Annotated in this window: 23 protein-coding genes and 1 riboswitch; of the genes, 13 read left to right on the plus strand and 10 right to left on the minus strand. The window is 64.0% G+C overall.

Annotated elements, in window-relative coordinates; all coding sequences use genetic code 11:
- Window positions 1-21: 21 nt before the first annotated feature.
- The 3 genes from DAAJ005_RS11325 to DAAJ005_RS11335 all read right to left on the minus strand — a co-directional run bounded on the left by DAAJ005_RS11325 (window position 22) and on the right by DAAJ005_RS11335 (window position 4167).
- Window positions 22-1395 carry a sugar ABC transporter permease gene (locus DAAJ005_RS11325; RefSeq protein WP_151847194.1) on the minus strand — a complete coding sequence of 458 codons (1374 nt, stop codon included), beginning with the start codon at window positions 1393-1395 and terminating at the stop codon, window positions 22-24.
- Entirely contained in the window at window positions 1392-2804 is a 1413-nt protein-coding gene (locus DAAJ005_RS11330) for an ABC transporter permease subunit (protein WP_151847195.1), read from the minus strand. The genes DAAJ005_RS11325 and DAAJ005_RS11330 overlap by 4 nt, the downstream gene beginning before the upstream one ends.
- A 184-nt stretch (window positions 2805-2988) precedes the next feature.
- Window positions 2989-4167: a maltose ABC transporter substrate-binding protein gene (locus tag DAAJ005_RS11335; RefSeq protein WP_151847196.1), complete on the minus strand. Its 1179-nt coding sequence runs from the start codon at window positions 4165-4167 to the stop codon at window positions 2989-2991.
- Between the two features lie 331 nt (window positions 4168-4498).
- Between DAAJ005_RS11335 and DAAJ005_RS11340 the strand changes: the two genes are divergently transcribed.
- Window positions 4499-5770 carry an MFS transporter gene (locus tag DAAJ005_RS11340; RefSeq protein ID WP_151847197.1) on the plus strand — a complete coding sequence of 424 codons (1272 nt, stop codon included), beginning with the start codon at window positions 4499-4501 and terminating at the stop codon, window positions 5768-5770.
- A gap of 592 nt (window positions 5771-6362) precedes the next feature.
- The gene (gene glpX, locus DAAJ005_RS11350; protein WP_226342393.1) at window positions 6363-7448 is read left to right on the plus strand and encodes a class II fructose-bisphosphatase; all 1086 of its coding nucleotides are present in this window, start codon (window positions 6363-6365) and stop codon (window positions 7446-7448) included.
- Window positions 7449-7658: 210 nt separating this feature from the next.
- Here glpX and DAAJ005_RS11355 read toward each other — a convergent pair whose 3' ends face one another.
- Window positions 7659-8096: an Rrf2 family transcriptional regulator gene (locus DAAJ005_RS11355; protein WP_151847199.1), complete on the minus strand. Its 438-nt coding sequence runs from the start codon at window positions 8094-8096 to the stop codon at window positions 7659-7661.
- A 69-nt stretch (window positions 8097-8165) separates the two neighbouring features.
- On the opposite strand from DAAJ005_RS11355, the gene DAAJ005_RS11360 reads away from it, so the two are divergent.
- From DAAJ005_RS11360 to DAAJ005_RS11375, 4 genes are all read left to right on the plus strand, one after another.
- Window positions 8166-9185 carry an imelysin family protein gene (locus DAAJ005_RS11360; RefSeq protein ID WP_151847200.1) on the plus strand — a complete coding sequence of 340 codons (1020 nt, stop codon included), beginning with the start codon at window positions 8166-8168 and terminating at the stop codon, window positions 9183-9185.
- The gene (locus DAAJ005_RS11365) at window positions 9185-11488 is read left to right on the plus strand and encodes an FTR1 family protein (RefSeq protein WP_226342394.1); all 2304 of its coding nucleotides are present in this window, start codon (window positions 9185-9187) and stop codon (window positions 11486-11488) included. Before DAAJ005_RS11360 ends, DAAJ005_RS11365 begins: the two co-directional genes overlap by 1 nt.
- Before the next feature lie 228 nt (window positions 11489-11716).
- Window positions 11717-11902 carry a DUF1540 domain-containing protein gene (locus DAAJ005_RS11370; RefSeq protein ID WP_151847201.1) on the plus strand — a complete coding sequence of 62 codons (186 nt, stop codon included), beginning with the start codon at window positions 11717-11719 and terminating at the stop codon, window positions 11900-11902.
- A gap of 129 nt (window positions 11903-12031) precedes the next feature.
- Window positions 12032-12544 carry a hypothetical protein gene (locus tag DAAJ005_RS11375; RefSeq protein WP_151847202.1) on the plus strand — a complete coding sequence of 171 codons (513 nt, stop codon included), beginning with the start codon at window positions 12032-12034 and terminating at the stop codon, window positions 12542-12544.
- Between the two features lie 71 nt (window positions 12545-12615).
- Here the strand turns inward: DAAJ005_RS11375 and gnd are convergent, their stop codons facing one another.
- The 6 genes from gnd to DAAJ005_RS11405 all read right to left on the minus strand — a co-directional run bounded on the left by gnd (window position 12616) and on the right by DAAJ005_RS11405 (window position 19587).
- Complete coding sequence (gene gnd / locus DAAJ005_RS11380; protein WP_370519824.1) at window positions 12616-14031, minus strand: decarboxylating NADP(+)-dependent phosphogluconate dehydrogenase; 1416 nt, start codon at window positions 14029-14031, stop codon at window positions 12616-12618.
- Window positions 14032-14313: 282 nt separating this feature from the next.
- Window positions 14314-16245 (minus strand): MDR family MFS transporter, encoded by a 1932-nt coding sequence (locus DAAJ005_RS11385; RefSeq protein ID WP_151847203.1) that lies wholly within the window; start codon window positions 16243-16245, stop codon window positions 14314-14316.
- The gene (locus DAAJ005_RS11390) at window positions 16242-16772 is read right to left on the minus strand and encodes a MarR family winged helix-turn-helix transcriptional regulator (RefSeq protein WP_226342396.1); all 531 of its coding nucleotides are present in this window, start codon (window positions 16770-16772) and stop codon (window positions 16242-16244) included. Before DAAJ005_RS11390 ends, DAAJ005_RS11385 begins: the two co-directional genes overlap by 4 nt.
- 81 nt (window positions 16773-16853) lie before the next feature.
- Window positions 16854-17993: an ATP-binding protein gene (locus DAAJ005_RS11395; RefSeq protein WP_226342397.1), complete on the minus strand. Its 1140-nt coding sequence runs from the start codon at window positions 17991-17993 to the stop codon at window positions 16854-16856.
- A gap of 148 nt (window positions 17994-18141) precedes the next feature.
- Window positions 18142-18834 (minus strand): response regulator, encoded by a 693-nt coding sequence (locus DAAJ005_RS11400; RefSeq protein ID WP_151847205.1) that lies wholly within the window; start codon window positions 18832-18834, stop codon window positions 18142-18144.
- Between the two features lie 249 nt (window positions 18835-19083).
- Entirely contained in the window at window positions 19084-19587 is a 504-nt protein-coding gene (locus DAAJ005_RS11405) for a hypothetical protein (RefSeq protein ID WP_151847206.1), read from the minus strand.
- A gap of 203 nt (window positions 19588-19790) precedes the next feature.
- On the opposite strand from DAAJ005_RS11405, the gene wrbA reads away from it, so the two are divergent.
- The 7 genes from wrbA (at window position 19791) to DAAJ005_RS11440 (ending at window position 24362) form a co-directional block, all read left to right on the plus strand.
- Complete coding sequence (gene wrbA, locus DAAJ005_RS11410) at window positions 19791-20411, plus strand: NAD(P)H:quinone oxidoreductase (RefSeq protein WP_151847207.1); 621 nt, start codon at window positions 19791-19793, stop codon at window positions 20409-20411.
- Between the two features lie 193 nt (window positions 20412-20604).
- A complete protein-coding gene (locus tag DAAJ005_RS11415; RefSeq protein WP_226342398.1) occupies window positions 20605-21312 on the plus strand; it encodes an adenosylcobinamide-GDP ribazoletransferase in 708 nt (235 codons plus the stop codon).
- Window positions 21309-21884 (plus strand): histidine phosphatase family protein, encoded by a 576-nt coding sequence (locus DAAJ005_RS11420; protein ID WP_226342399.1) that lies wholly within the window; start codon window positions 21309-21311, stop codon window positions 21882-21884. The genes DAAJ005_RS11415 and DAAJ005_RS11420 overlap by 4 nt, the downstream gene beginning before the upstream one ends.
- Before the next feature lie 26 nt (window positions 21885-21910).
- Window positions 21911-22037: riboswitch (cobalamin riboswitch) on the plus strand.
- Between the two features lie 160 nt (window positions 22038-22197).
- Window positions 22198-23067: an ABC transporter substrate-binding protein gene (locus tag DAAJ005_RS11425; RefSeq protein WP_151847208.1), complete on the plus strand. Its 870-nt coding sequence runs from the start codon at window positions 22198-22200 to the stop codon at window positions 23065-23067.
- A gap of 5 nt (window positions 23068-23072) precedes the next feature.
- Window positions 23073-23684: a cob(I)yrinic acid a,c-diamide adenosyltransferase gene (gene cobO, locus DAAJ005_RS11430; protein ID WP_151848533.1), complete on the plus strand. Its 612-nt coding sequence runs from the start codon at window positions 23073-23075 to the stop codon at window positions 23682-23684.
- A 49-nt stretch (window positions 23685-23733) separates the two neighbouring features.
- Complete coding sequence (locus DAAJ005_RS11435; protein ID WP_151847209.1) at window positions 23734-23976, plus strand: type II toxin-antitoxin system Phd/YefM family antitoxin; 243 nt, start codon at window positions 23734-23736, stop codon at window positions 23974-23976.
- Window positions 23973-24362 carry a type II toxin-antitoxin system VapC family toxin gene (locus DAAJ005_RS11440; protein WP_192930738.1) on the plus strand — a complete coding sequence of 130 codons (390 nt, stop codon included), beginning with the start codon at window positions 23973-23975 and terminating at the stop codon, window positions 24360-24362. The genes DAAJ005_RS11435 and DAAJ005_RS11440 overlap by 4 nt, the downstream gene beginning before the upstream one ends.
- Window positions 24363-24381 lie beyond the last annotated feature (19 nt).

Here is a 24381-nt window from a genome sequence, read left to right on the forward strand (position 1 = left end):
CTCCGCAATCCAGCGTCGGCGCTATTCCTTGACCCCGCCCGAAACTGTGCCGCCCACGAAGTAACCCTGGAAGCCGTAGAACAGCGCCACGATGGGCAGCGCACCCAGCGTCGCGGCGGCGGCGAACACGCCCCATTTGGTGCTGAACTGGCCCTGCGTGAACGACAGCAACATGATCCCCACCGTCCACTTCTCCACTCCGGTCAGCAGGATATTTGCCAGGATAAATTCGGCATAGGTGCCGATGAACTGGTTCAGGAAGATGAAGACCAGAATGCCGCCCGACAGCGGAATGACCACCTTGATAAAAGTCTGCCAGCGCGTCGCGCCGTCCACCATTGCCGCTTCCTCCAACGATTCGGGCAGGCTTTCCACATAGCCCTTGAAAATCCAGGTATTGAAGGCGATTGCGCCGCCGCTGTAGGCCAGGATCAGGCCCGTGAAGGTGTTGCTCAGGCCCAGCAGGACCATCAGGGTATAGACGGCCACCAGCGCCAGGAAGACCGGGAACATCTGAATAAAGATGAAGAACAGCAGCGTCTGGAAGCGGCCCGGAAAGCGCAGACGGGCAATCGCGTACCCCGCTGTGGTGGACAGCAGAATCGCCAGGATGCCCGTGATGCCCGACACCAGCAGCGTGTTCCTCACCGACAGCAGGAACTTGCTCTCGTTGGTGCTGCCTCCGAACTGCGCCGGTCCCATGAAGATCACCAGCACGGCCACCGCCACCATCAGGATGCGCAGGATCCAGGTGCGGGTCTGGTTCAGGCCCTCGCTTTCGCGGCCCGTGCGCCCAATGATCGCCATGATGCCCAGGGCGGTCAGCGCCGCACCAGAAATCCCGGCCAGGGCCAGTTGCCACAGTGGAATCGCCACGCCCTCGAATAGCTTCTGGAAGTTCTCGTAGCTCAGCACTTCCAGGCGCGGCAGCAACCCGGTCTTGTACAGGATGTTGGGGTTACTGAAGTCCGGGAAGGCGAACAGGCTGTTGCGCGGATCGAAGGCGGCGATCAGCACGTAGAACAGCGGATAGATCGCCACCAACACCACCAGCATTAAAAACAGGTGCGTGAGCTGCACGCCCAGCACGGCGCTGTAGGTGATCTTGCGCCCAGTGCGCGCCATGCCGATGCGCTGGCCCAGCAGACTGGTCAGGGCCAGCACGCCGCTGGCTGCCAGCAGAAACAACAGGAAGCGCACCCAGCCGCGCTCCACAAAGTAGATGGTAAAGCTCTTCTGGCGGCCCACCATACTCTTGTTCAGGTAATAGGCCAGCACGCCCACCGCCAGAACCAGCGCGGCCACCACCAGCCACGGCAGCGCCTTTCTGAGCAGACCCGGTTCGCGGTGAACGTAGACTTCGGGGGCGGCGTCCTGGGTAGGGATGGCGGTCACTTGCGGGCCTCCTCAAAGACGCCTGCGGCCTTGAAGTTCACCAGCGAAATCGCCAGCGTGAGGAAGAAGATGATCAGCGCAATGGCGCTGGCCAGCGAATAGTTGGACTGGCCGCTGGAGGAAAAGGCCGTGTTATAGCCCCACGACAGCAGAATGTCGGTGCTGCGCGCGGTGGCCTCACGGCCCTGCTGGTCTGGCCCGCCCTGCGTGAGCAGGTAGATGATGCCGAAGTTGTTGAAGTTGAAGGCGAAGCCCGACAGCAAAATGGGCGTGAAGCTGTTCTTCAGCAGCGGCAGTGTGATGTTGGAAATCTGTTGCAGGCGGCTGGCCCCGTCAATGCTGGCGGCCTCATACAGGTCCTCGTTGATGGTGCTGAGGGCGCTGATGGTGGCGGTCATCATGTACGGGAAGCCCAGCCACAAGTTGACCACCAGCACGCTGACCTTGGCCCACAGCGGATCGTTCAGCCACGGCACGGCGGCCAGCCCCAGCAGCCCCAGCCCCTTGTTCACGATCCCGAACTGCTGGTTCAGCAGCGCCACCCACATCTGCACGCTGATCACGGCGGGAATGGCCCACGGCAGGAACAGCAGCGTGCGGTACACATTGCGGCCCTTGAGGTTCTTGTTGTACAGCAGGATGCCCAGCACTAGCCCCGCGATGGCGTTGATGGTCACGGTAGAAAAGGCGAACACCACTGTCCAGATGAACACCGGGACCAGTGCGCGGCTGGCCTTGGCGAAGATCTCGCGGAAGTTGGCCAGCCCGATGTAACTGATAGCGTTCAGGCGGGTGGCCCGCGCGACCTCGATATCAGTGGTAAACGGCGCGGCCAGCGTAATTTGCAGGCCGTCCACACTGGCAATCCTGGCCTTGTACGGCACCGACGCCTGATCGTCGAACAGCACCAGCGTCGCGCCCGTGCAGTTCGGGGTCTCGCAGCGCAGGTACTGCTGCACGCTGTCGGACTGCGGCGTCTCGCCCAGCGTGACCACCCGCTTATCCGCGCTGATGGTGGCGGTGGTCCGCAGCGCCGAGTCGGGGTTGCCGCTGTTGACCGCGTTGTAGTTGGTAAAGGCGTAATTGACCGTCAGCACGATGGGCAGGATGGTAAAGGCCGCCAGAAAGACCAGTGCCGGAAACAGGTAATACCAGCTCACCATCCACGGAAACAGCCGCAGCACGATCGGCAGCATCAGCAGCAGCGCGGCCACGCCGTAGATCAGGATCATGTAGGGCGGCGCTTCGGGGTAAACGCGGGCGGTCAGGCCGCTCAGCAGCCAGCCGATCAGCACGGCTCCGCCCAGCATGACGGCCAGGATCAGGACGGCAATCAGCACGCCGCGCGTTCCTTCGGGGGGGACAGTGGAGCGGGCACCAAAACGGGGGGGGTGTGGAATCGCGGTCATGGGGATGCGCCGTCTCCTTTGAATGAGGCTTTTAATGTGTCAGGGCAAATCATAGGGCGATTTCACGCCGGAAAAGCCAGATGGTGATTGGATGAACAAAGTGGCGCAACCGATACGGCAAAAAAACGGACGGGCCACCTTCACCCGTCCGCCTCGACACTCAAAATGACTTACCTGAAGCTGATTACTTGATGTTGCCCTGGATTTCCTGCACAGCCTTGTCCAGAATCTGGCTGTAATCCGGGTTGGGCTTCTGGACGCTCTGGGCAATCGCGGCGCTCCAGGGTGCCCACACCGCGCCCATCGCCGGGACGTTGGGCATGGGGGTTCCGGCGCTGATGGCCTTGCCGAAACCTGCCACCACCGGGTCACTCTTGAGGCGGGTACGTGCGCTCAGGCTGACCGGGATGCGCCCGCCGGCCTTGTTGAAGGCATACTGCGCGTCGCTGGAGCTGATCTGCTTGGCAAACTGGGCCGCCGCCACCTTGTTTTTGCTGTAGGCGTTGATCATGGTGCCCTGCACACCCACGAAGGGACTCCACTTGCCGCTCGCGCCGGGAGGCGTGGGGAAGGTGGTGATGCCGTAGTCAATGCCCGCCTTCTTAATGTCGCCCATGTCCCAGGGTCCGGTCAGGTACATTGCCAGGCGTCCGTCGGTGAACGCGCCCTTGGCGACATCGCCGGACACGCCTTCAGGGACCAAGTTGTACTTGTAGCGAAGATCGTTCAGGAAGCCGCTGGCCTTGTCGGCACCGGCATTCGACAGACCGATGTCCTTGGTGTTCAGCGTGCCAGCCGTGTTCTTGAACACATAGCCGCCAAAAGCGCTGATCACGCCGTAGTTCTGGTAGGCGTTGGACAGGTCCGTCAGGAAGCCGAACTTACCGTTGCCAGTGTTGGCCTGCGCGATCTTCAGGAAGTCGGCCCAGGTGGTGGGGGCCTTGGGAACCAGTTTCTTGTTGTAGACCAGCGCCACAGCCTCGGCGAACATGGGGATGGCGAACAGCTTGCCCTGGTAGGTCATGGCGTTCAGACCGGTCTTGTCGAAGTCGGTCTTGCTGGTGATGTACTTGTCCATCGGCTCGATGACGCCCGCCGCCGCGAGCTGGCCCAGGCGGTCCTGCGGCAGGGTCACGATCACGTCGGGTCCCTGGCCCTTGGGGGCACTCTGGATCAGCTTGTCAGGAATCTGGTCAAAGGGCACGCTGACAATGGTGGTCTTGTTGCCCTTCTTGTCGAAGGTGGCGGCCTGCTGCTTGAGCCAGTCGAGTTCCGCACCCCCGAAGTGAGTCCAGACGGTGATGTTGGCGGCGCTGGCTTGGCCCAGCAGGGCGAGGGACAGGATGGTCAGTGCTTTTTTCATATGCGCTCCTTGATCTTGGCGGTATGGGAACCGCTTCCAACAATGGTGGATTGTGGTAGAGGGTCAGTTTAAACCCAGTTGCCTTCAAGCTCAACTGCCGCCGCTTTCCGGCAACAAAAAGACGCACTGCATCGGCATGGCGGCGGGTGACAACTGAACTAGACATGGGGCTGACCCGGCAAATATGATACGCCTTTGCTGCGTGGGCTGACAGGCACCGATCCTCCAGAGTTCGTTCATCAGCACGTCAGTTAAGGATAACTTTGCTCCGAGTCCAATTCCTTAACCCTCATTCCTTACTTACCGGTCAGTCGAGGTGTAAACTTTGGGAATGAGCCAACCCGCCTCTCCCCCGCCCACCGCCAGCGGCAAGCCTGCGGTCAGCACCAAGGTCATTCTCTTCTTCACTATTTTTATCGCCATGCTGGGTCTCAGCGTGCTGTTCCCGATTCTGGCCCCGCTGGGCCGCCAACTGGGCCTGAGCGAGACGCAGGTGGGCTGGTTTTCCACGGTCTACAGCCTGATGCAGTTCGTGTTCTCCCCGATGTGGGGATCGCGCAGCGAGCGGGTGGGCCGCAAACCAGTGCTGATTATGGGCCTGATCGGCTTCTCGATCAGCTTCGGGCTGTTCGGCTACTTCGCGCATCTGGGCTTGCAGGGTGCGCTGGCGGGCGGCGTGCTGTTTGGCCTGCTGCTGGCCTCACGCGTGATCGGCGGCATCTTGAGCAGTGCCACCCTGCCCACCGCACAGGCCATGATGGCGGACCTGAGCAGTGAAAAGGACCGCGCCGCCAGCCTGGGCCTGATCGGCGCGGCCTTCGGCCTGGGCGTGGTCTTTGGCCCCGCGCTGGGTGGCCTGCTGAGTACCGTCAGTCTGACCACGCCCATCTACTTCTCCGCCGCGCTGGGACTGGTCACCGCCGCCGTCGCCTTCAAAGTCCTTCCCGAAACACGCCGCGCCGACTCAGTGCCGATGGGCAAGGGGGACCGCCGCGCCCTGCTGACACGTGGTGCCATTCCGCTGTTTCTGGCGATCAGCGCGCTGTCGACCCTGGCAAGCGTGGGCATGGAGCAGACCATCGGCTTTTACGTGGAAGACACCCTCAAGCTAAGCAACGCAGATACGGCCCGCACGGTGGGCGGCATGCTGGCGGTCTTCGGCATCGTGGCCGCACTCGTGCAGGGCGGCGCGATCCGCCCGCTGAGCAAGCGCATCCAGCCCACGGTGCTGATCTGGGTGGGGCTGGCCGTCATGGCCCTGGGGATGTTCCTGCTGCCGCAGATGCGTACCTACTGGCCGATCACCGCCGCCCTGGCCGTCATCGGTATCGGCAGCGCGATCCTGTCGCCCACCCTGAGCGCGTCCCTGAGCCTGAGCGTTCCGGCCAACCAGCAGGGCGCGGTGGCAGGCCTGAACAGCAGCGCGCTGGCGCTGGGCCGCATGACTGGACCCCTGATCGGCACTGGCCTGTACCAGAGCGTCAGCCACGGCGCACCGTACCTGCTGAGCGGAACGGTGCTGGTGCTGGCCCTGCTGTGGATGCTGGCCGCGCGGCCCAAGGTGGCGATCAAGCCAGAGGGCGGGGCCATCGGAAGTAGTTAGTGGGAAGCAGTTAAAAGGAGAGGCTGGGAGACCAGGGGAGAGGCCAGACCGCGCGGCCTCTCCCCTTTTTCCCTTTTTTGGCCCCTGTCCCGGCAGCAACGGATGCTCTGGAACAGATGGTCTGCGGCGGCCCTGCTAGCCTTGGCCCATGCGCGAGTTCCTGAACGACTGGTGGCGGCTTCTCAAACTGATCGTCGCCTCGCTGGCGATTCCGGTGGTCCTATGGGGGCTGCTGGTGTGGGTGGGTGTGCTGAAATAGACGAGCAATCACGACGAAGCCAATGCTTCTCGGAGCAACAGTTACAGGAAGCGCACGAGGCGGAGCGGCTTCAGCCTTTTGTTCTAGAGGTGCTGGAAGGGCGGCTGACCTGTACGGAGGCCGCGCAACAGGCGAGCATCTGGATCTCGAAAATGCACGACGCCATCACTCAGTTTCAGAATGAATATGAAGACTGGCCGGACGAAGTGGACAGGGATTGAGAATCGGGCCGCTCGATGAACCTCTTTCACTCGGTCCACTCACCACCATGAATAACGTGCTGGAACCGCTCCCAGCCGACTGAACTGGAGGCGGGCATGTTAGCGTCCTCTTATGACCTCTAAACGGCAGCCCAGTGAGAAAGCCAGCCCCAGCGTCCCTCCTTCCGAACAGGCCGCTTCCGCAGAGGCCCCCGCCTCCCGGCCCGCACCCGCCAAGGCCAGGACGGTCCAGAGCTTCGAGCATGCACTGGTGCTGGAAACGGCCCGCGTGACCGAGGGTGCAGCGCTGGCCGCCAGCAAGTTCATGGGCCTAGGCGACAAGAACGCGGTGGACGGTGCGGGCACCGAGGCCATGCGCGAACTGCTGAACTCGCTGGATATCCGGGGCACGGTGGTCATCGGTGAGGGCGAGATGGACGAGGCCCCCATGCTGTACATCGGCGAGCAGGTGGGCAGCGGCCAGTACGAGGTAGACATCGCCGTGGACCCGGTGGAGGGCACCGAGGTCACCGCCAAGGGCCTGCCCAACGGTCTGGCCGTCATTGCCCTATCCGAACGCGGCGGCCTGATGCACGCGCCAGACTGCTACATGGAAAAGCTGATCGTGCCGCCCCCAGCAGCGGGCCGCGTCAATCTGGAATGGCCGGTGGAGGCCAACCTGAACGTGCTGGCCCAGAGTCTTAACCGCGATGTGGACGACCTGATGATCACCATTCTGGACCGTGAACGCCACGCTGACCTGATCCGGCGCGTGCGGGCCACCGGGGCGCGCGTCAAGCTGATCGGCGACGGCGACGTGATCGCGGGCATCGCGGTGGGCGTGCGCGGCAGCGGCGTTCACGCGCTGATGGGTTCAGGGGGCGCACCAGAAGGTGTGCTAAGCGCGGCGGCCTGCAAATGCCTGGGCGCAGAAATCCAGGGCCGTTTCATTGCCGAGGATGACGCCATGCGTGAGCGTTTCAAGACGATGGGCGTGGACGAGAACCGCATCTACAAGACCGCAGACCTGGCCCCCGGCTCGCAGATGGTCTTTTCCGCCACTGGCATCACTTACGGCGAGATTCTGGACGGGGTGCGGCGTTTTGCAGGCGGGGCCAGGACGCACACGCTGGTCATGGGCTACGCCACCCGCGTGGTGCGCTTTATCGACAGCATCCATCTGGAAGACGACAAGGCCCGCGTGACCATCCGGGTCTGAAGCCCGCCGCGCTGAAGAGCTACAGGAGGTCTGGATGAACGGCTGGGCCTTTTCCCTGGGTAGATTGGCCGCCACATATAATTATTAGTTTGGACTAAATTTCCGATCAGACCTCTCAGTCGCTCACAACTCCGGCCTGTCCCTGTCGGGCAGCGTAGCCTCCACTGCGCTGCCCGGCGGGTCAATTTTCACCCCAACCCCTCTCCCCTGCTACGCCAGTTGAATCAGGCGAGCGTGCTGCTGTTCCCGCGCCTCCACGATCAGGTCGGCCAGCGTGGTGCCGCCCAGCACCTCGCGCAAGGCGGCGTCCACCCGGAACCACAGATCCTGCGTTCCGCAGACGTTCTGACTGGCGCAGGTGTGATCGTCCTCGACGCACTGCACCGGGGCGATGCTGCCCTCCAGGGTGGTGACCACCTCGTAAGCGTTGATCTCGGCGGCAGGGCGCGCGAGCTGGTAGCCGCCCCTGGCCCCACGCACGCTCTGCACGAAGCCGGCCCGGCGCAGCCCCCCGACGATCTGCTCCAGGTAATGCAGGCTGATGCTCTGGCGTGTCGCCACTTCCTTGAGCGAGATGGGCTGCCCCGGCTGACGGCCAATCTCGATCAGGGCACGGAGGCCATACTGTGCCCGCGTTGATATCCACATAAAACTACCTCCAGACTATTTCTGGAATCAATCTTGACTTATTTGCTCAGGATAGTCCACTATACGGCCATGCGAATTGCAATCATCATGCTGGGCCTCGGCCTGCTGACGTCTGCCAGTGCCGCCGATCTGAGCGGCGTCAAGACCTATCTGAACGGCAAACTGGACATCCAACTGGCCGGAACGCGGGCGCTGAGCGCGGCGGCGGACGGGTATTACGCGCTGGCGAAAAGTGCGGATTTCGATTACGCGGCACTGGCGAAAAACCCCCAGACCCGCGCCGCACTGCAAGCGGCCCGCGCCGGATGGACTAAGGCCAGCCCCGCCTACGAGGACATCGAGGGCATCGTGGCCGGGGTGGAAGCCCTGAGCGAGTTTGACGTGATTCTGGACGCCGGAACGAGTGCGGCGGACGGTGGCGAGGACGTGGTGCCCTTTGACCTCAAGCTGCCCAGCGGCAAGACCCTCGCGAAGCCCGGCAACCTGTTTGGCGTGGGCGAGGGAACGCTGTGGGGCACCGTAAAGGCGTACAGCAGCGGCGTGGCCTTCGACGTGAACGGCAACGGAAAAATGGATTTCGGCGATCAGTTGCCCGACGCCAACGTGCTGAAGGCCGCCGCCGCCGAGCTACACCGACAGAGCGGGGAGCTTCAGAAGGCCGCCAATGCCTGGAACCCCAGCCGCGAGGACGTGTTCGGGGCTTTGGTAGGCAATGTCCCCACGGTTGGCCCGGTCTTTTTTGAGGACTGGAAGTCCAGCCCGTTCGTGATCGGCAGCAAAAGCACCCGCAGGGATTTCGTGGTGATCTCGCGCATGTCCGATCTGGTGGGCAATATCAGTTCGTGGCGGGCCATGTACCGGGGGCTGAGTCCCGACGTGAAGGCGAAGAACGCCGCGCTGGACACCCAGATTCAGTCGGGCCTCAACGAGCTGGCGCTGTACGTGAACAAACTGGTGGCCCGCGAACAGACCCGCCGCTACACCCCCGAACAGGCCGAGGGGCTTCAGCGCGAGGCCCAGAACCGCGCCACCGTCATCACCGGGCGCATCACCCAGGCGGCGGCGCTGCTGGGCGTGCGGGTAGAGTGATGCTGGGCCTCAGAATCGCCGCGCTGCTGGCCCTGTCCGCTGGATTTGCCGGGGCCACGGACCTCGCCACCCCTGCCGAGAAGATGCGTTCCTCCCTGGCGGAGGCGGGGCTGGAAGTCTCGTTTGACCGTGCTGAGGCAGAGAGGCTGGTCGCTCAGGCCCAGGGCGCGTATGGGACTGTCGAGAGCGAGTGGAAGAAAGCCGATCCCGCAGCCGCCCGCGAAGTCAGCGCCGCTTTACAGAAAGCCGTCGCTGCCGCAAAAGAAGGGAATGAAATTGCCTTGAACCGTGCCGGAGCTGATGCCTGGACTGCCCTGCTGCGCGGCGCATACCTGGGTCTGGAAGCCAGTGTGCAGGCTGGAAATGCCGACAGCGCCCGCGACTGGCTGGCCGCCCGCGAATTCCGCGTCGCCAGCCCGCTGACCCGCCTGAATGCCGACGCCACCGGGGCGATTGAAGCGCTGGCCGCCGGAACGCTGAAGCCGGACGCCGCCCTGAAAGCCATGCGCTCGGACGTGCTGGACGGCTATCAGGCGCGCATGAACGACGCACTGCGAGAATTGGAAATCTCGCAGGCGCGGGGCTTTCGCACCCTGGCTGCCGGACAGGCTGCGCTGGCGCAGGGATATTTCCAGTTGCTGCGGCCTGCCTACGTGGCCCAGAACGGGGACGCCGCCGCCGCGAAGCTGGACGGCGAGTTTGCCGCGCTACCTCGAACGCTCGGCACCGTACAGGCCAGCCTCTCCGGCTTCCGCGCCGCCCCCCTGAGCGAGCGGGAGGTCACGGCACGTGCCGCGCAGGTCACGCGCTTCCTGTCACTGGTGCCAGTGGAATACGCGCGTGGCGTCAAGCTGGGCAGCGTCAAGTTGAATGGGGGCCGCGCGGTGGTCACGCAGGAGGTGGAGGTCAACGAGGCCCGCACCTTCCTGGGCGGGGCCGTCTCCGCGCTGGCCGATATCGCGCCGCTGCTGCCCGCTCAGGACGCGGCCCGTAGTCTAAGCGCCGACTTCGCCTCATTGAACGCCAGCCTCTCGCCGCAGGCCATGAAAGCCCAGCCCATCATCCCCGCCGAAGTCGAAACGAAGGTCAGCACATTGCTGGGCAACGTCAGATCCGCCTTCCCCGCCGACTGGCAGAAGGCCGACGCGGGAGCGGACCTGGATGTGGTTCGCACCCAACTGGACGCCGTGGTGGCCGCTGCCGGAGCGGGAGAATGGGCCGCTGCCGAAACCGCCCGTCTGGACGCCTACGCCCTGCTGGAAAGCGGCACCGAGGCGCGCATCGCCGTCTTCAACCCAGAACTGAAAGCGCATCTGGAAAACCTGATGTGGAACGGCACGGCCCCGGCAGGACTGGCCGCGCTGATCAAGAAGCAGGCGCCGGCGGGCGAATTCAAAACCACCCGCGCCGAACTTCAGGCCACCCTGAAGGACATTGCCAAGATTCTGGGCACTGAAGTTGCGCCCGCCGCCGTCGCCACCAACGCTGGAATCATCGTCTTCCGCGAGGGGCTGGAAGCGGTGCTGATTCTGGCCGCGCTGATGGGCAGCCTGCGCCGCGACTCGGTGCGCCACCTGCGCCGCCCGATGTGGCTGGGCGCGGCTGCGGCGTTTGGGGCCACCGCCATAACGTGGTTTGTCATGCAGGGCGCACTGTCGCTGCTGGGGCGCTACGGCGAGAAGCTGGAAGCGGTGGTCAGTGTCGTCGCCATCGGCGTGCTGCTGCTGATCATGAACTGGTTTTTCCATCAGGTGTACTGGACGGACCGCATGGCCTCTTTCCAGAAGCACAAGCACGAGCTGACCACTGGCGGAAGCGTCCTGAAGGCCCAATGGTGGGGACTGGCGGTGCTGGGCTTCACCAGCATCTACCGAGAGGGCTTCGAGACCACCCTGTTCCTGCAATCGCTGGTGCTTCAGGCAGGCGCGGCCTCGGTGCTGGGAGGCACGGCGGTGGGGCTGGCCCTGGTCATCGGCGTGGGCATGGCGGTTTTTAAATGGCAGGCCAAACTGCCCATGAAAAAACTGCTGATCTGGACCGGAGGCCTGATTGCGGTGGTGCTGGCGGTCATGGTGGGCAACACGGTTCACACCATGCAACTGGTGGGCTGGCTCCCGGTACATCCGCTGCCGTTTGAGTTGCCCGCCAACCTGGGCCTGTGGCTGGGCCTGCACGCCACCTGGGAAGGCGTCCTGCTGCAAATCGGCTCGGTGGCCGCAGTCATCGGCTCCTTCTTCACCGCCGAGGCCCTCAAGACGCGCGAACTGCGCCAGCGTCAGCGTGGGGCCGCCGTTCACAGCTAGGCGAAAGTTCATTTGAGAAAAGGCCAGGAGAAATTAATCTTCCTGGCGTTTCCTCTTCTTTATGCGGCCATCATCAAGAAAGAGGGCCGCGACTCTGAAACCTCTTGCCAACGCCTTTTTCCTCTCTCCTGCCATATCCGACTAAACCACTCTGTTTGATCTCTCTGGTCTGTTTACATGACGCAGCAGCACACTGAAGGAGATTTGCTGGCCTCTTAAAGTATGGGCATGAATGAAAACACCTCCGCCAGCACCACCGTCAGCCGTTGCGACGCCACCTCCTGCCGCTTCAACAGCGATCAGAACTGCACCGCCGGGCAGATCGAGATCAGCATGAGTGCAGGCTCGGCCCAGTGCCTGACCTTCAGCCTCAGCACCGACGCCCAGGGCAAGCAGCCCAGCGCCCAGCAGTAAACTCTCCGTCCAGAACCTACCAGCCAACCCAGCCGAGGCTCCCCAGTGTGGGAGCTTCTGCTTTTGCCCCTCCATCCCTTTTCACCCACGCCCATCTGTGCTTTAATCCTGACCAGAGGACTCGGAATTATGCCCAGACTTACTCCATTTCCCGCCCACATCGCCCTTCCCGATCTGCACAGCATGGCCACGCTGGCTGCTGCCGAGGCGGTGCTGGCACAGTTGTCAGGCCGCGCGCCGCTGCGGATCGACTCGGTTTCGGTGACGGATGGCCCGCTGGTGCGCTACGCCCTGGCCCCCGATATAGAGGCCATGCGCGCCAACCGGGGACTGATGGAAGACGTGGTGATGGCCGCACTGGCCGCACCTGTGACCGCCGAAATGCTGAAACTCCCGCAAATCCCCGGAGGCCGCGACGCCCACGCCCTGCTGGACGCCGCCCTGACCGAACCGGAGGAGCGCGAAGTGCTGGACGAATATCTGCTGGTCCTGACCGCCCGGACCCGCGCCCTGCTACGCCGCACCTGGGCCGAGATCGGCGTGGTGGCGGCAGGTCTGCGCGAACACGGCACGCTGGACGCGCAGGATGTCCGGCACCGCATGGCCTGCGCCCAGGGCATCCGGGGCACCCTGCTGAATTGAGGTAAAAACAGAAGAAGACGTTGCAGCCGGATCAAGCTACAACGTCTTCTTTCTGTTCTTGCTGAAATCAATCAGGCGTTATAAGTACTGCTGGATGTACTGCCGCCGCGCCCGGTCCAGTTGGTGTGGAAGAACTCGCCTCGCGGCTTATCCACCCGCTCGTAGGTATGCGCGCCAAAATAGTCGCGCTGGGCCTGCAAGATGTTGGCGCTGAGGCGTTCGCTCCGATAGCCGTCGTAGTACGCCAGAGAGCTGGAGAAGGCCGGCGTCCAGACTCCACGCAACGCCGCCGCCGCCACCACCTGCCGCCACGCCGTCTGAGAAGTGCCGATAGCCTCGGTGAAATAGGCGTTCAACAATAGATTGGGCAATTCAGTACTGCCGTCAAAGGCCGCCTTGATCTTGTCCAGAAACGCCGCACGGATGATGCAACCGCCGCGCCACATCTGGGCGATGCTGCCAAAGTCCAGCTTCCAGCCGTATTCCGCCGCCGCCAGTTCCATCATCTGAAAGCCCTGGGCATACGAGCAGATCTTGGAGGCATACAGCGCCTGCCGCACCTGTTCCACGAAGACGGCCTGATCGGGTTTCTCGCCTGCATCCTCGGGGCCGCGCAGTACCTTGCTGGCCTCCACACGCTGGTCTTTCAGCGAGCTGAGGATGCGGGCAAACACGGCTTCGGCAATGGTGTTGGCGGGCGCGCCCACGTCCAGCGCCGTCACGGAGGTCCACTTGCCCGTGCCCTTCTGCCCGGCGGTGTCCAGAATCACGTCCACCATCGGCTGGCCCGTGTCATCATCGGTCTTCTTCAAAATCTCGGCGGTGATCTCGATCAGGTAGCTGTCCAGCTCGCCCCTATTCCAGTCCTCCAGAATCGCACCGATTTCAGGGGCAGACAGGCCCAGCACGCCGCTCAGGAGGCTGTATGCCTCGGCAATCATCTGCATGTCGGCGTACTCGATGCCGTTGTGGACCATCTTGACGAAGTGGCCCGCGCCGCCCTCCCCCACCCAGTCGCAACATGGCTGGCCGTCCACCTGCGCGGCGATCTTCTGGAAGATGGGCTTTAAAGCGGGCCAGGCCGCCGCGTTCCCGCCCGGCATGATGCTGGGGCCGGTCAGCGCGCCTTCCTCGCCGCCGGAAACGCCCGCACCCACGAACAGAATATTTTTCTCAGCCAGCGCCTTCTCACGCCGCACAGTGTCGGGGAAGTGGGTGTTGCCGCCGTCGATGATGATGTCGCCCTCGTCCAGCAGCGGCGCAAGCATGTCGATGAAGGCGTCCACGGCTGGCCCGGCTTTGACCATCAACATGACCTTGCGCGGCGACTTGAGCAGGCTGACAAAGGTGGGCAGGTCGTCCGCGCCCAGAATGGTCAGTCCTTTGGCACGCCCCGTCACGAAGTCGTCCACCTTGCTGGTGGTGCGGTTGAACGCCGCCACGGTAAAGCCCTTGGAGGCCATGTTCAGGATCAGGTTCTCGCCCATAACGGCCAGCCCGATCACGCCGATGTCGGCGGTGGCCTGGGTCACGGGCGACACGATCAGTTGCTGGCCGGCCACCGCCTCGGAGCGCACCATTTCAGCTTTTTTCTCGGCGGAGGTGATCAGATCGGCGGTCTTGTTCTGGGATTCGGTCATGGGGACTCCTTGGGTCAGAAAGGATGATGGAAGGATTCAGAGGGTCAGCATAAGCGCAGAAAGCGAGGGGAGACAGGGCCGCTATAGCCCGCCTCCCCTCCGTCAAAGCGCTGCTAGACCGAACTGCGTTTAGCCTTCCATCGAGGCCAGACCGCTGCGCTTCTCGCCCTGCTGGCCACCCTGGCCCTCGCCCTTCTTGGGCAGACGCAGGTTGGGCATGGGCAGCGTGCAGAGGAACGCCAGCAGTGCGATGAAAATGCTGATCAGGTAGATGCGGCTGATGGTGTTGGCAAAGGCCACCTTGAAGGCCCGGCCCGACAGGTCAAAAACTTTCCTGGCATCCGTGATGGCTGCTGTCTGGGCGCTGTCCAGTTGCGTCTTGATCTGGGCCAGCACGCCCGCCTTGCCCTGGTCAGACTGGAGGGCGGCGGCAGGAATGTTGCCCAGGCCGCTGCGCAGTTCTGCGGGCAGATTGGGATCCTGGGTCAGCGCGCTCAGGTCGCCGCCCTGCACCGCCGTCTCCACGCTGCCAAAGGTGGTGGCGAAGCCGGAGGTGATCTTGGCCTGAATGCTGTCGAAGGTGGGAGCTTCCCCGCCGCCGCGCGCATTGCCGGAATTGGTGGCCTGTTTGGCAGCGTTCTCAAGCTGCGCCACCACGGCAGGCGGCTGCCCGGCCTCGGCGGCGCGGAACTGCGCCGGAACCTGGGTGGCCAGGGTGCTGGTCAGCACTGCGCCGAAGACGGCAGTGCCGATGGTGCTGCCCATCTGCTGGAAGAACTGCCCGCTGGCGGTCGCCACGCCGATTTCCCAGCGCTGGACGGCATTCTGGATCGCCAGGGTGAACAGCGGCAGCGCGGGGCCGATGCCCAGGCCCAGGATTACCATGTAGAAGATGACCCGGTTGTAGGGCGTATCGGCGTTCAAGGTGGACAGCAGGTAAAAGCCGCCGGTCATCATCAACAGGCCGATCAGGATCAGGTTCTTGTACTGGCCCAGGCGCGAGGCCAGTTGCCCGCTGACCACCGAGCCGATGATCAGGCCCACGGTCAGCGGAATGGTGGCCGTGCCCGCCTTGGTGGCGCTGACGCCCTGCACGTTGACCAGATACAGGCTCAGAAACAGGATCGCCCCCAGGAACGCCGCCCCCAGGAAAAAGCGGGCGGTGACGCCCCACGCAAAGGTGGGGTTCTTGAACAGGGTCAGAGGCAGAATCGGGCTTTCATGCCGGGATTCCACAAACAGGAAGGCGATCAGCGAGACCACTGCGCCCGCGAACAGTGCCAGCACCGTGGGATTCGTCCAGCCGTAGGCGGCGTCTGCGCCCAGGGTCAGCGCCAGCAGCAGCGGTACCGAGAAAGTCAGTACCAGCACTGCACCGACATAATCGATCTTGGGTTTCAGGCCGCTGGCGAGGGTGGGCATCTTGGCGAAGATGAAGGCCAGCGCGATCAATCCAATGGGCAGATTGACGTAGAAGACCCAGCGCCACGAGATGTTGTCGGTCAGGAAGCCGCCCAGAAGTGGCCCGATCACGCTGGAGATGCCGAAAACGGCCCCGAACAGACCCTGGTACTTGCCGCGTTCGGCGGGCGCGAAGATATCGGCGATGATGGCAAACGCCACCGAGGTCAGCGCCGCCGCCCCGAAGCCCTGAAGGCCCCGGAACGCGATCAGTTGCATCATGCCGCCGCCGAACAGGTTGCCAAAGAACGGCTCACCGGCCATGCCGCACAGCATCGAGCCGATCAGAAACACCACGATGCCGAACATCAGCACCGGCTTGCGTCCGTAAATGTCCGAGAGTTTGCCGTAGATGGGCACCATCGCCGTACCGGCCAGCAGGTAGGCGGTGGTGACCCAGGCGTACAGGTTCAGGCCGTCCAGATCGGCCACGATGCGCGGCAACGAGGTGGCCACGATGGTCTGGTCCAGCGCGGACAGAAACAGGCCGAGCAGCGTGCCGATCAGGATCAGGATCTTGGTCTGCTGCGGCAACACTTCGGCGTAATTGATGCGGTCTTCGGGGCGGGGGCCGCCGGCGGGTGGTGAGGCTTGGGTCATAGTCGTTCCTTGGGAATGGAGGCGGGAAAAGGTGGAGAAGCAGGCTGCCGGGCCTCGGTCAACAGGGCGTTAATGGCGTCCGAGGCGTTGCTGAGCGTTTCAGGACGAACGTGCTGGAACAATTCGCTATACGCGCCGATCATGATTTTTTCCTTGGCGCTCAGAAACTGCTGGCCCTTTTCGCTCAGGGCCAGCAGCTTCTCGCGGCGGTCCTGCGGGTTTTCGCGCCGTTCCATCAGGGCGCGGCGTACCAGCTCCTGGATCAGTTGACTGGTGGCGGGCAAGCTGACACCCAGCATCTCGGCCAGCGCGGTCACGCTGATGGGCGCAAAGGCCCGGACTTTATACAACGCCGTCATCTGGGTAAAACTCACGTCCTCGTCCTGGAGTTCGCTTTGCAGGCTGCCCATCATCCGGTCTGAAACCAGCCGGTGGAGCTGGCGCATACATGCGGTCAGGCGGTCGGCGGGACTGGAGCTGTCGGGCGACGGGGCGCAGGCGGGCCGGGGCGGGTCAAGACTGCTCAAGGGTTCACCATCATGCTTAAGAGCATGAAACCATTTTGAATTGCCAACTGTTGCTTTCCCCACATGATTAAGAGGAGTGAGTTAAGCAGTCTGGCCTAGGGAATGCGGGGCCAGAGCAAGGGGGAGCAGAGCAAGTGGGAACACTAGCACGAACTCCGCGCCGCCCCCCGGATGGTTGCGGGCCGTGATGACGCCGCCCTGCGCCTCGGTCAGCGCGCGGGCAATCGCCAGACCCAGACCGCTGCTGGCGCGTCCACCGGGATCACGGGTGCGGCTGGCATCGGCGCGGTAAAAGCGCTCGAAGGCGCGCGACAGGTCATCGGGCCGAAAACCGGGGCCGTGATCGCGGACGGTCAGCACCGTTGCGGTTCCGTCCAGGTGAGCCGACAGCTCCACCGGGCCAGGGGCGGCGTAACGCAGGGCATTGTCCAGAATGTTCTGGAGGGTCTGGCGCAAGCGGTCCGGGTCAGCCACGAGCGGAACGGCAGCGGGCGCATCCACGCTGAGTCGTACGCCCGCCTCTGCCGCACGCAGGGCGTAGGCGTCGGCCAGGGCACGCAGAACCTCTCCCCCGTCCAGCGCTGTGGGTGACAGGCTGATCGCGCCGCTCTCGGCCAGCGACAGCAGACGCAGATCGGTCACCAGACGGGCCAGCAGCAGCACCTCGCCGTGTAGCCGGACTAGGGCCGCCGCGTCGGTGGGCTGCACACCGTCCTGCATGGCCTCGATCTCGGAGCGCAGCACAGCCAGCGGTGTTCGCAGATCGTGGGCAATATCGGCCATCAGCCCACGCCGCCACGCTTCCTGACGGGCCAGGGCGGTGGTCAGCTCATTGAACGCGCCCGTCAGGTCACGCAGTTCGTCCTTTCTGCGGGGCAGCGGCAATTGCACGTCGCGCGCTCCAGCTTGCAGGCGGCCCGCTCCGTCCACCAGCCGGGCCAGCGGACGCGTCAGTTGCCGCGTGACCAGTCCGGCCACGATTACCGCCAGCAGCGCACTGAACAGCGCCGAACGCACCGCGCTGCCGATGATCTGCCGCCCGGCGTCGCGCGCCAACTGCTGCTGGGGGGTCAGGACAGCGGACGGGTCAGCATCCCAGCCACCGTCCCGCAACGAACCGAGATTCAGTTCGGGATTGAGCTGCTCGATCACCCGGAACGCCGAATTGACCGTGCCGAACGACGTGATGACCACTGCCAGCACCGCCACCAACGCGAACATACGGGTCAGGCGGGCGCGCAGACCAGTGCGGCGTCTGGAACGCTTTTGACGCTTCCAGCGTTGTGGTGGACGGCCTCTGAACTTGTCCCCAAACGTGTCCCCAGATTCAGACTGAGTTTTGATCGTCTCCTTCACGCGGCTGCTTCTTTCATGCATCGGCGCGCAGACGGTAGCCCACGCCGCGCACGGTATCCAGCAGCCCCTCGCGCACGCCCAGCTTGCGGCGCAGATTCTTGACGTGGGCGTCCACCGCGCGCTCGTCGGTACCGCGTTCCAGGCCGCCCAGCGCAGACAGCAGTTCGGCGCGGTTGCGGACCACCCCCGGCTCGCGGGCCAGCGCCGCCAGCAGGCGAACTTCGGCCACCGTCACGTCCAGCGGTTGACCGTCCAGCCGGACTTCAAACGCCGCCGTATCCACGCTGAGTGGCCCGACGTGGTACAGGGTTTGCACACCAAAGCCTCCGACAGAGCTGGCTTCGCCCCCAGCACGGCGCAACACCGCCTTCACGCGGGCCACCACCTCACGCGGGCTGTAGGGCTTGACCACGTAATCGTCCGCGCCGATGCCCAGGCCCACCAGTCGGTCCACCTCCTCATCGCGGGCGGTGAGCATGATGATCGGCAGGGCCGACTCGGCACGCACCCGGCGGGCCACCTCCAGACCGTCCAGACCGGGCAGCATCAGGTCCAGCAGCATCAGGGCGGGCCGGGCCGCACGCCACAGCTCCAGCGCACGCGGGCCGGTCATGGCGCGTTCAGTGGCGTAGCCCTCGCGGCGCAGATACTCTTCCAGAATGTCGCCCAGCCGGGCCTCGTCTTCCACGATCAGGATGGTGGTCATGCGCGTGCGGCCTCCTTTGGCTGGGTTCTATTGTGAAGGGTGGGAAAGCGGAGAGAGAAATGGGACGCTCCCACGAAAACCCCTCAGTCTGCATCGCAGTCGGCTCTCCTCAAAGGGAGCCAAGAAGCGCCAGAAACGTTGTCTGGGTGGCAATTCAAAGCTTGCCTTCCAAGAGGGCAAGAGCGCAAACCTTCGCCCCCACCAGAAAAGGCGGCAGAAGGTTAACCCCTCGCCGCCTCTGGCTGTGAATCAGAGCTTCAGACCGTCGTTGCCGGAATCAGTCTTCGTTGCGGGCTTGCTCAAATCTGGCCCTCTGCTCTCGCCCTCGCCGCCCAGATTCCGGCGCAGATTCTCGTACTCGTCGGCGTTGATCTCGCCCTTCGCATACCGTTCGCGGGCAATGCCCAGCGCGCCGTCGCTGAAGAACTTCTCGCGGCCCCGGCGGAACATGTCGCGCATGTCCTCACGCGGGTCCTCGCGCAGGTTCCAGTCGTCCTGCTGGGGCGGGGTGGGTACCGGGCCACCGGCCATGTTTAGGCGCTGCATGTGCTGCCTTTTGGCCCAGCGGCGGCGCTTGCCACGCGCCCGCAGGAAAACGAGGCCGCCGATCAGCAGCAGCGGAAACAGAAAGCCGGGGCCGCCGTGATCGTGGTAGCCGTAGCCGGGGCCATAGCCTGGACCGTACCCGGCGGGGCTTTGAATCATGGGGGTGTAGGCGGTTTGTGGTGCGGGGTTGTTGATGATGACGTCCATTTGTGGCTCTCCTGTAGGTGTGCTGTCGTTCTGAGTTGGCGGGCTGCGCGGTGCATCCCGTTCCTTGAAACAGAAGGTAAGTCCGGGTGCATGAAGCGCGCGGGGAGGGAATGTGAACGCTGTGTGAACAGTCCACGCCCCTCCCCTCCTTCATTCATTCCTTTAATGTTGAACCGTTCGGAGAACTGGTGTAAACTCGCAGCATGACAAACCCAAGCGGAACAGAATCCAAAGCAGTCAAACTGGCGATCATCTACTACAGCACCTACGGCACCAACCATGCGATGGCGAACGAGGCCGCCGGGGCTGCCCGCGCCGCCGGGGCCGAGGTGCGCGTGCTGAAGGCGCAGGAAACCGCTCCACAAGCGGTCATTGACACCCAAGACGCCTGGAAGGCCCAGCAGGAACGTAGCGCCGACGTGGCAGTCGCCTCTCCCGACGATCTGGAATGGGCCAACGCCATCCTGATCAGCTCGCCCACCCGATTCGGCGGGGCGGCCAGCCAGATCCGCGCCTTTATCGACACGCTGGGCGGGTTGTGGGGAACCGGCAAGCTGGCCGACAAGACCTTCAGCGCCATGACCAGCGCCCAGAACCCCAACGGCGGCCAGGAAACCACCTTGCAGACGCTGTACATCACGGCAATGCACTGGGGCGCGATCCTGGTGCCGCCTGGTTACACCGATCCGGTGATCTTCGCCTCGGGCGGCAACCCCTACGGCGCAAGTGTGTCGGCCACGGGCGAGGGCCTGAGCAACGCCGACAAGGCCAGCATCCGCCATCAGGCGCGGCGGCAGGTAGAAGTGACGGCGAAACTGCAATAGCGCCAGACACGGGAAAACGACAATATAAGGAGAACTGAACTCCTGCCAGCACGGTTTAGACCTGAAGCTGGCAGGAGTTCAATGTTGCACCGATCACCACAGGCAGACGCGCTAGCCTGAACGTTATGCAATCCGGTTTTCCACGCGGAATGGGGCGGTGGTCAGGGTGAGAGAACGCGGTCTATTCTCCCAGTTGCGCGCCGCCCATCTAGCCCTGACCTTTCTGACCATCCTGCCGCTGCCGCACATTCAAGAAGTGCGGGACGGCGACTTTGCTCGGGCCAGTGCGTACTACCCGCTGGCGGGCTACGCGGTGGGCGGGTTGGTATCGCTGCTGCTGTGGCTGGAGCTGCCGTTGCCCGGTGGCGTGGTGGCCGCGCTGGCGGTGGGCGCGTGGCTGGCGATCACCGGGATGCTGCACTTTGATGGGCTGGTGGACAGCGCCGACGCCCTGTTCGCGGTCAAGACTCCGGCCCAGCGTCTGGAAATCCTACGTGACCTGCATGTGGGGGCCTTTGGGCTGGCAGTGGGCGTGCTGGCCTTACTGACGCTGTGGAGCCTGCTGGCCGCGCCTATCCCGTGGTACGCGCCACTAGTGGCCGCTGTCTCTGCACGTACTTTGCTTCTGCTGCCCATGAATCTGTACCCGGCGGCCCGTCAGGAATCCCTGGGCGCACGCTCGCGCGAGGGGCGCTGGGGCGTGGCGCTGTTTCTGGCCGCGCCCACGCTGCTATTTCCCGGAGCGTGGATCGCGTGGGTTGCGGCATTGGCGGCCTGTCTAGGGGTGGCCGCCTTCAGTGCGCGGCGGCTGGGCGGCGGCCTCAGCGGGGACATCTACGGCATGATCGTGGTCACGGCGGAACTGGCCGCGCTGTGTGCCTTTGCCTGGGGCAGAGGGTGACCCTCACGCTGTATCTGGTGCGCCATGCAGCCACCGCACCGAACGCCCAGCGCCGCTACCCGCACGCGGACGAGGACGCGCCGCTCTCGCCAGAGGGCCGCGCAGTCGCTGCCGGGTTGAAATTGCCACTACACGCTACCGCCCACGCTTCGCCCAGTCTGAGAACCAGAGAAACGGCAGAATTGGCCGGATTTTCCCATGTCATCGCGGCTCCTGCACTTGCCGAAGCGGCGTTTGGCGTGATAGCCGGGCAGACCTGGGCCGAATTGGAGGCGCAATTTGGCGACACACCACGCGGCTGGATTGACGGACTGAGTGATCCTGAAGGCGAGACTGGCCCGCCAGGAGGCGAAACGGGCCGCGCCTTCCACGCCCGCATTCAGAACTGGCTGACCCAACTCCCGCAAGACGGCGACGTGATCGCCTTCACCCACGCCGGGCCGCTGCTGGCCGCGCTACGCCTGTGCGTGGGCCTTCGCGCTGCCGAGATCGCACCGGGCGGGGTGGCGGTTCTCCGGCGGGCGGAAGGGCACTGGTGGCTGCGGGAATTGCGGCAGCCACGGGGCAACTGAAGACAAGGCAACCCCGCCTCTTCACCGTCCCGCTCTGCTAACCTGCGCGCACCTGAGGAAGGGGAAGTCCGGTGAGATTCCGGCGCTGTCGCGCAACGGTATGCCACAAGCTGTGGTGAAGCCCGAATGCCTCTCAGGGACACTGACTGTTGTTTAAGTCAGCACCTCTCGCCGTCAGAGGGCCGCATTCCGAGTGCCGAATTTCCCGTGGCCTGCCCACGCGCGCTTCCGCTCTGGCCCCCGGCTGGAGCGGGCTTTTTCTTTGCTGCGTCGCCCGCTTCCGCTGCCACACTTACGCCAGCCGGAGTTTCACATGCGCCAGTTCATTGTTCTGTCCACCCTTGTCCTGCTATCCAGCGCCGCCGCCACCGCCTACCCCCTGACCGTCACCGACGATCTGGGCCGTAAGGTCACGCTGAACAGCGAGCCGAAACGGATTATCGCCATGTTGCCCAGCCACACCGAGACGCTGATCGCCATCGGCGCAGGCGACAAGCTGATCGCCATTGACGTGTACAGCAATTACCCGAAGGCCATCACCGACAAACTGCCAAAGGTGGGGAGCGGTTTCCAGCCTGATCTGGAAGCCATCGTGGCCCTCAAGCCCGATCTGGTGCTGGCCGACGAGTCCTCCGGCTCACGCCTGACCGAGAAGCTAGCGGCGGCAGGTCTGACCGTGTACGGCGGCACTGCCCAGACCTACAACGAGGTCTTTGAAAAAATTGCCGTGCTGGGCAAGATGACCAACCGCGAGACGGGCGCACTGAACCTGATTACCAGCATGCGAACCGAGCTGAACACCCTCCAGGCCAGCGTGGCGAAGCTGCCCAGAGTCAGCACCTACTACGAGATTGATCCCACGCCGTACAGCGTCGGCCCCAACTCGTTTATCGGGGCGTTGATCAGTCGGGCCGGGGGGCAAACCATCGTGCCCGCCGCGCTGGGCGACTTTCCCAAGCTTGACCCCGAACTGATCGTGAAGGCCAATCCGCAGATCATGATCGGTCTGACCCCGGCGGAAGCGGCCAAACGTCCGGGCTGGGCAAACTTGAAAGCGGTGCAGAGCGGCAAAATTTTTAACCCCACCCCCGAGGAAGGTGACGCCATCTCGCGCCCTGGCCCGCGCCTGCCCGCCGCCCTGCGCGCCCTGATCAAGTACATCCACCCCGAGGCCCTGAAGTGACCGACATGGACAGGGCCACCGCCGCCCGCCGCGAGGCCGCCATGCGCGAGTTGCAGGCGGACCGCGACAACTATAAAAAGGCCGAGGGGATTACCAAGGGGCGGCGCGGTCTGCTGATCGTCAACACTGGCAACGGCAAGGGCAAGACCACCGCCGCACTGGGCCTGATGATGCGGGCGCACGGGCGCGGGCTGACCACACGGATGTTCCAGTTTCTCAAGCACGAGAACGCCAAATTTGGCGAACACCGCACGATGGACGCGCTGGGCCTGCCCTACGAGGGCCTGGGCGACGGCTTTACATGGCGTTCGCGCGATCTGGACAACTCGGCGGAGATGGCCGCGCACGGCTGGGCACTGGCACGGGCCGCGATTGAGGCGGGCGAACACGATCTAATCGTGCTGGACGAGTTCACCTATCCCCTCAAATTCGGCTGGGTGCCCTGGCCGGAGGTGGAAGCCGTGCTGAAAGCCCGCGATCCCAGGATGCACATCGTCATCACCGGACGCGACGCCCTGCCCGAACTGGTGGAACTGGCCGATACCGTGAGCGAGATCAATCCCGTCAAGCACGCCTATGCGGCGGGCATCGGGGCGCAAACCGGGATTGAGTATTGAGGGCGGCGGCGTTGACCCGCTGGCCTCTGGACTGGACTAGACTTGGTCCATGCCTGAAGTCGTCAATATCCATGCTGCAAAGACCCAGCTTTCGCGTCTGGTGGAGCGCGCCCACTTGGGCGAGGAAATTATTCTTGCCAAGGCGGGTAAGCCTTACGCGCGGCTGGTGCCACTGGCCCCGGCCAGAACACGCGAGTTCGGCTTTCTGGCCGGGACAGTGGAACTGGGCGAGAACTTTGAGGACGAGGCCATGCGGCCCCTCAACGCCGAGGAACTGGCGGACTGGGAGTGAGGCTGCTGCTGGATACTCACATTCTGCTGTGGATCACGCTCAAGCCCGAACTCATTCCCTCCTCTCTTCAGGTACAGCTCAGCGACTCGCAGAATCAGATGGTTCTGAGCGCTGTAAATGCCTGGGAAATGTCCATCAAACATGCGCTGGGACGCCTGCCCGAAGCCGCCCCCCTGCTGGCCGACTTTCCCGCCGTTGCCGCCCGGCTGGGGGCCGACATGCTGGACATCTCGCCCGCGCACGCCATCCGCGCGGGGGCGCTGGAGTGGACGCACCGCGATCCCTTCGACCGGATGCTGGTGGCACAGGCGCTAGAAGATGGATTGCGGCTGGTCACGCTGGACGCGCACATCACCGGGTTTGCTCAAGCTCCAATCCTGCGTTAATCGCGGCTGAAGCGTGAGC

The sequence above is a fragment of the Deinococcus sp. AJ005 genome, from assembly GCF_009017495.1.
Classification (GTDB): domain Bacteria; phylum Deinococcota; class Deinococci; order Deinococcales; family Deinococcaceae; genus Deinococcus.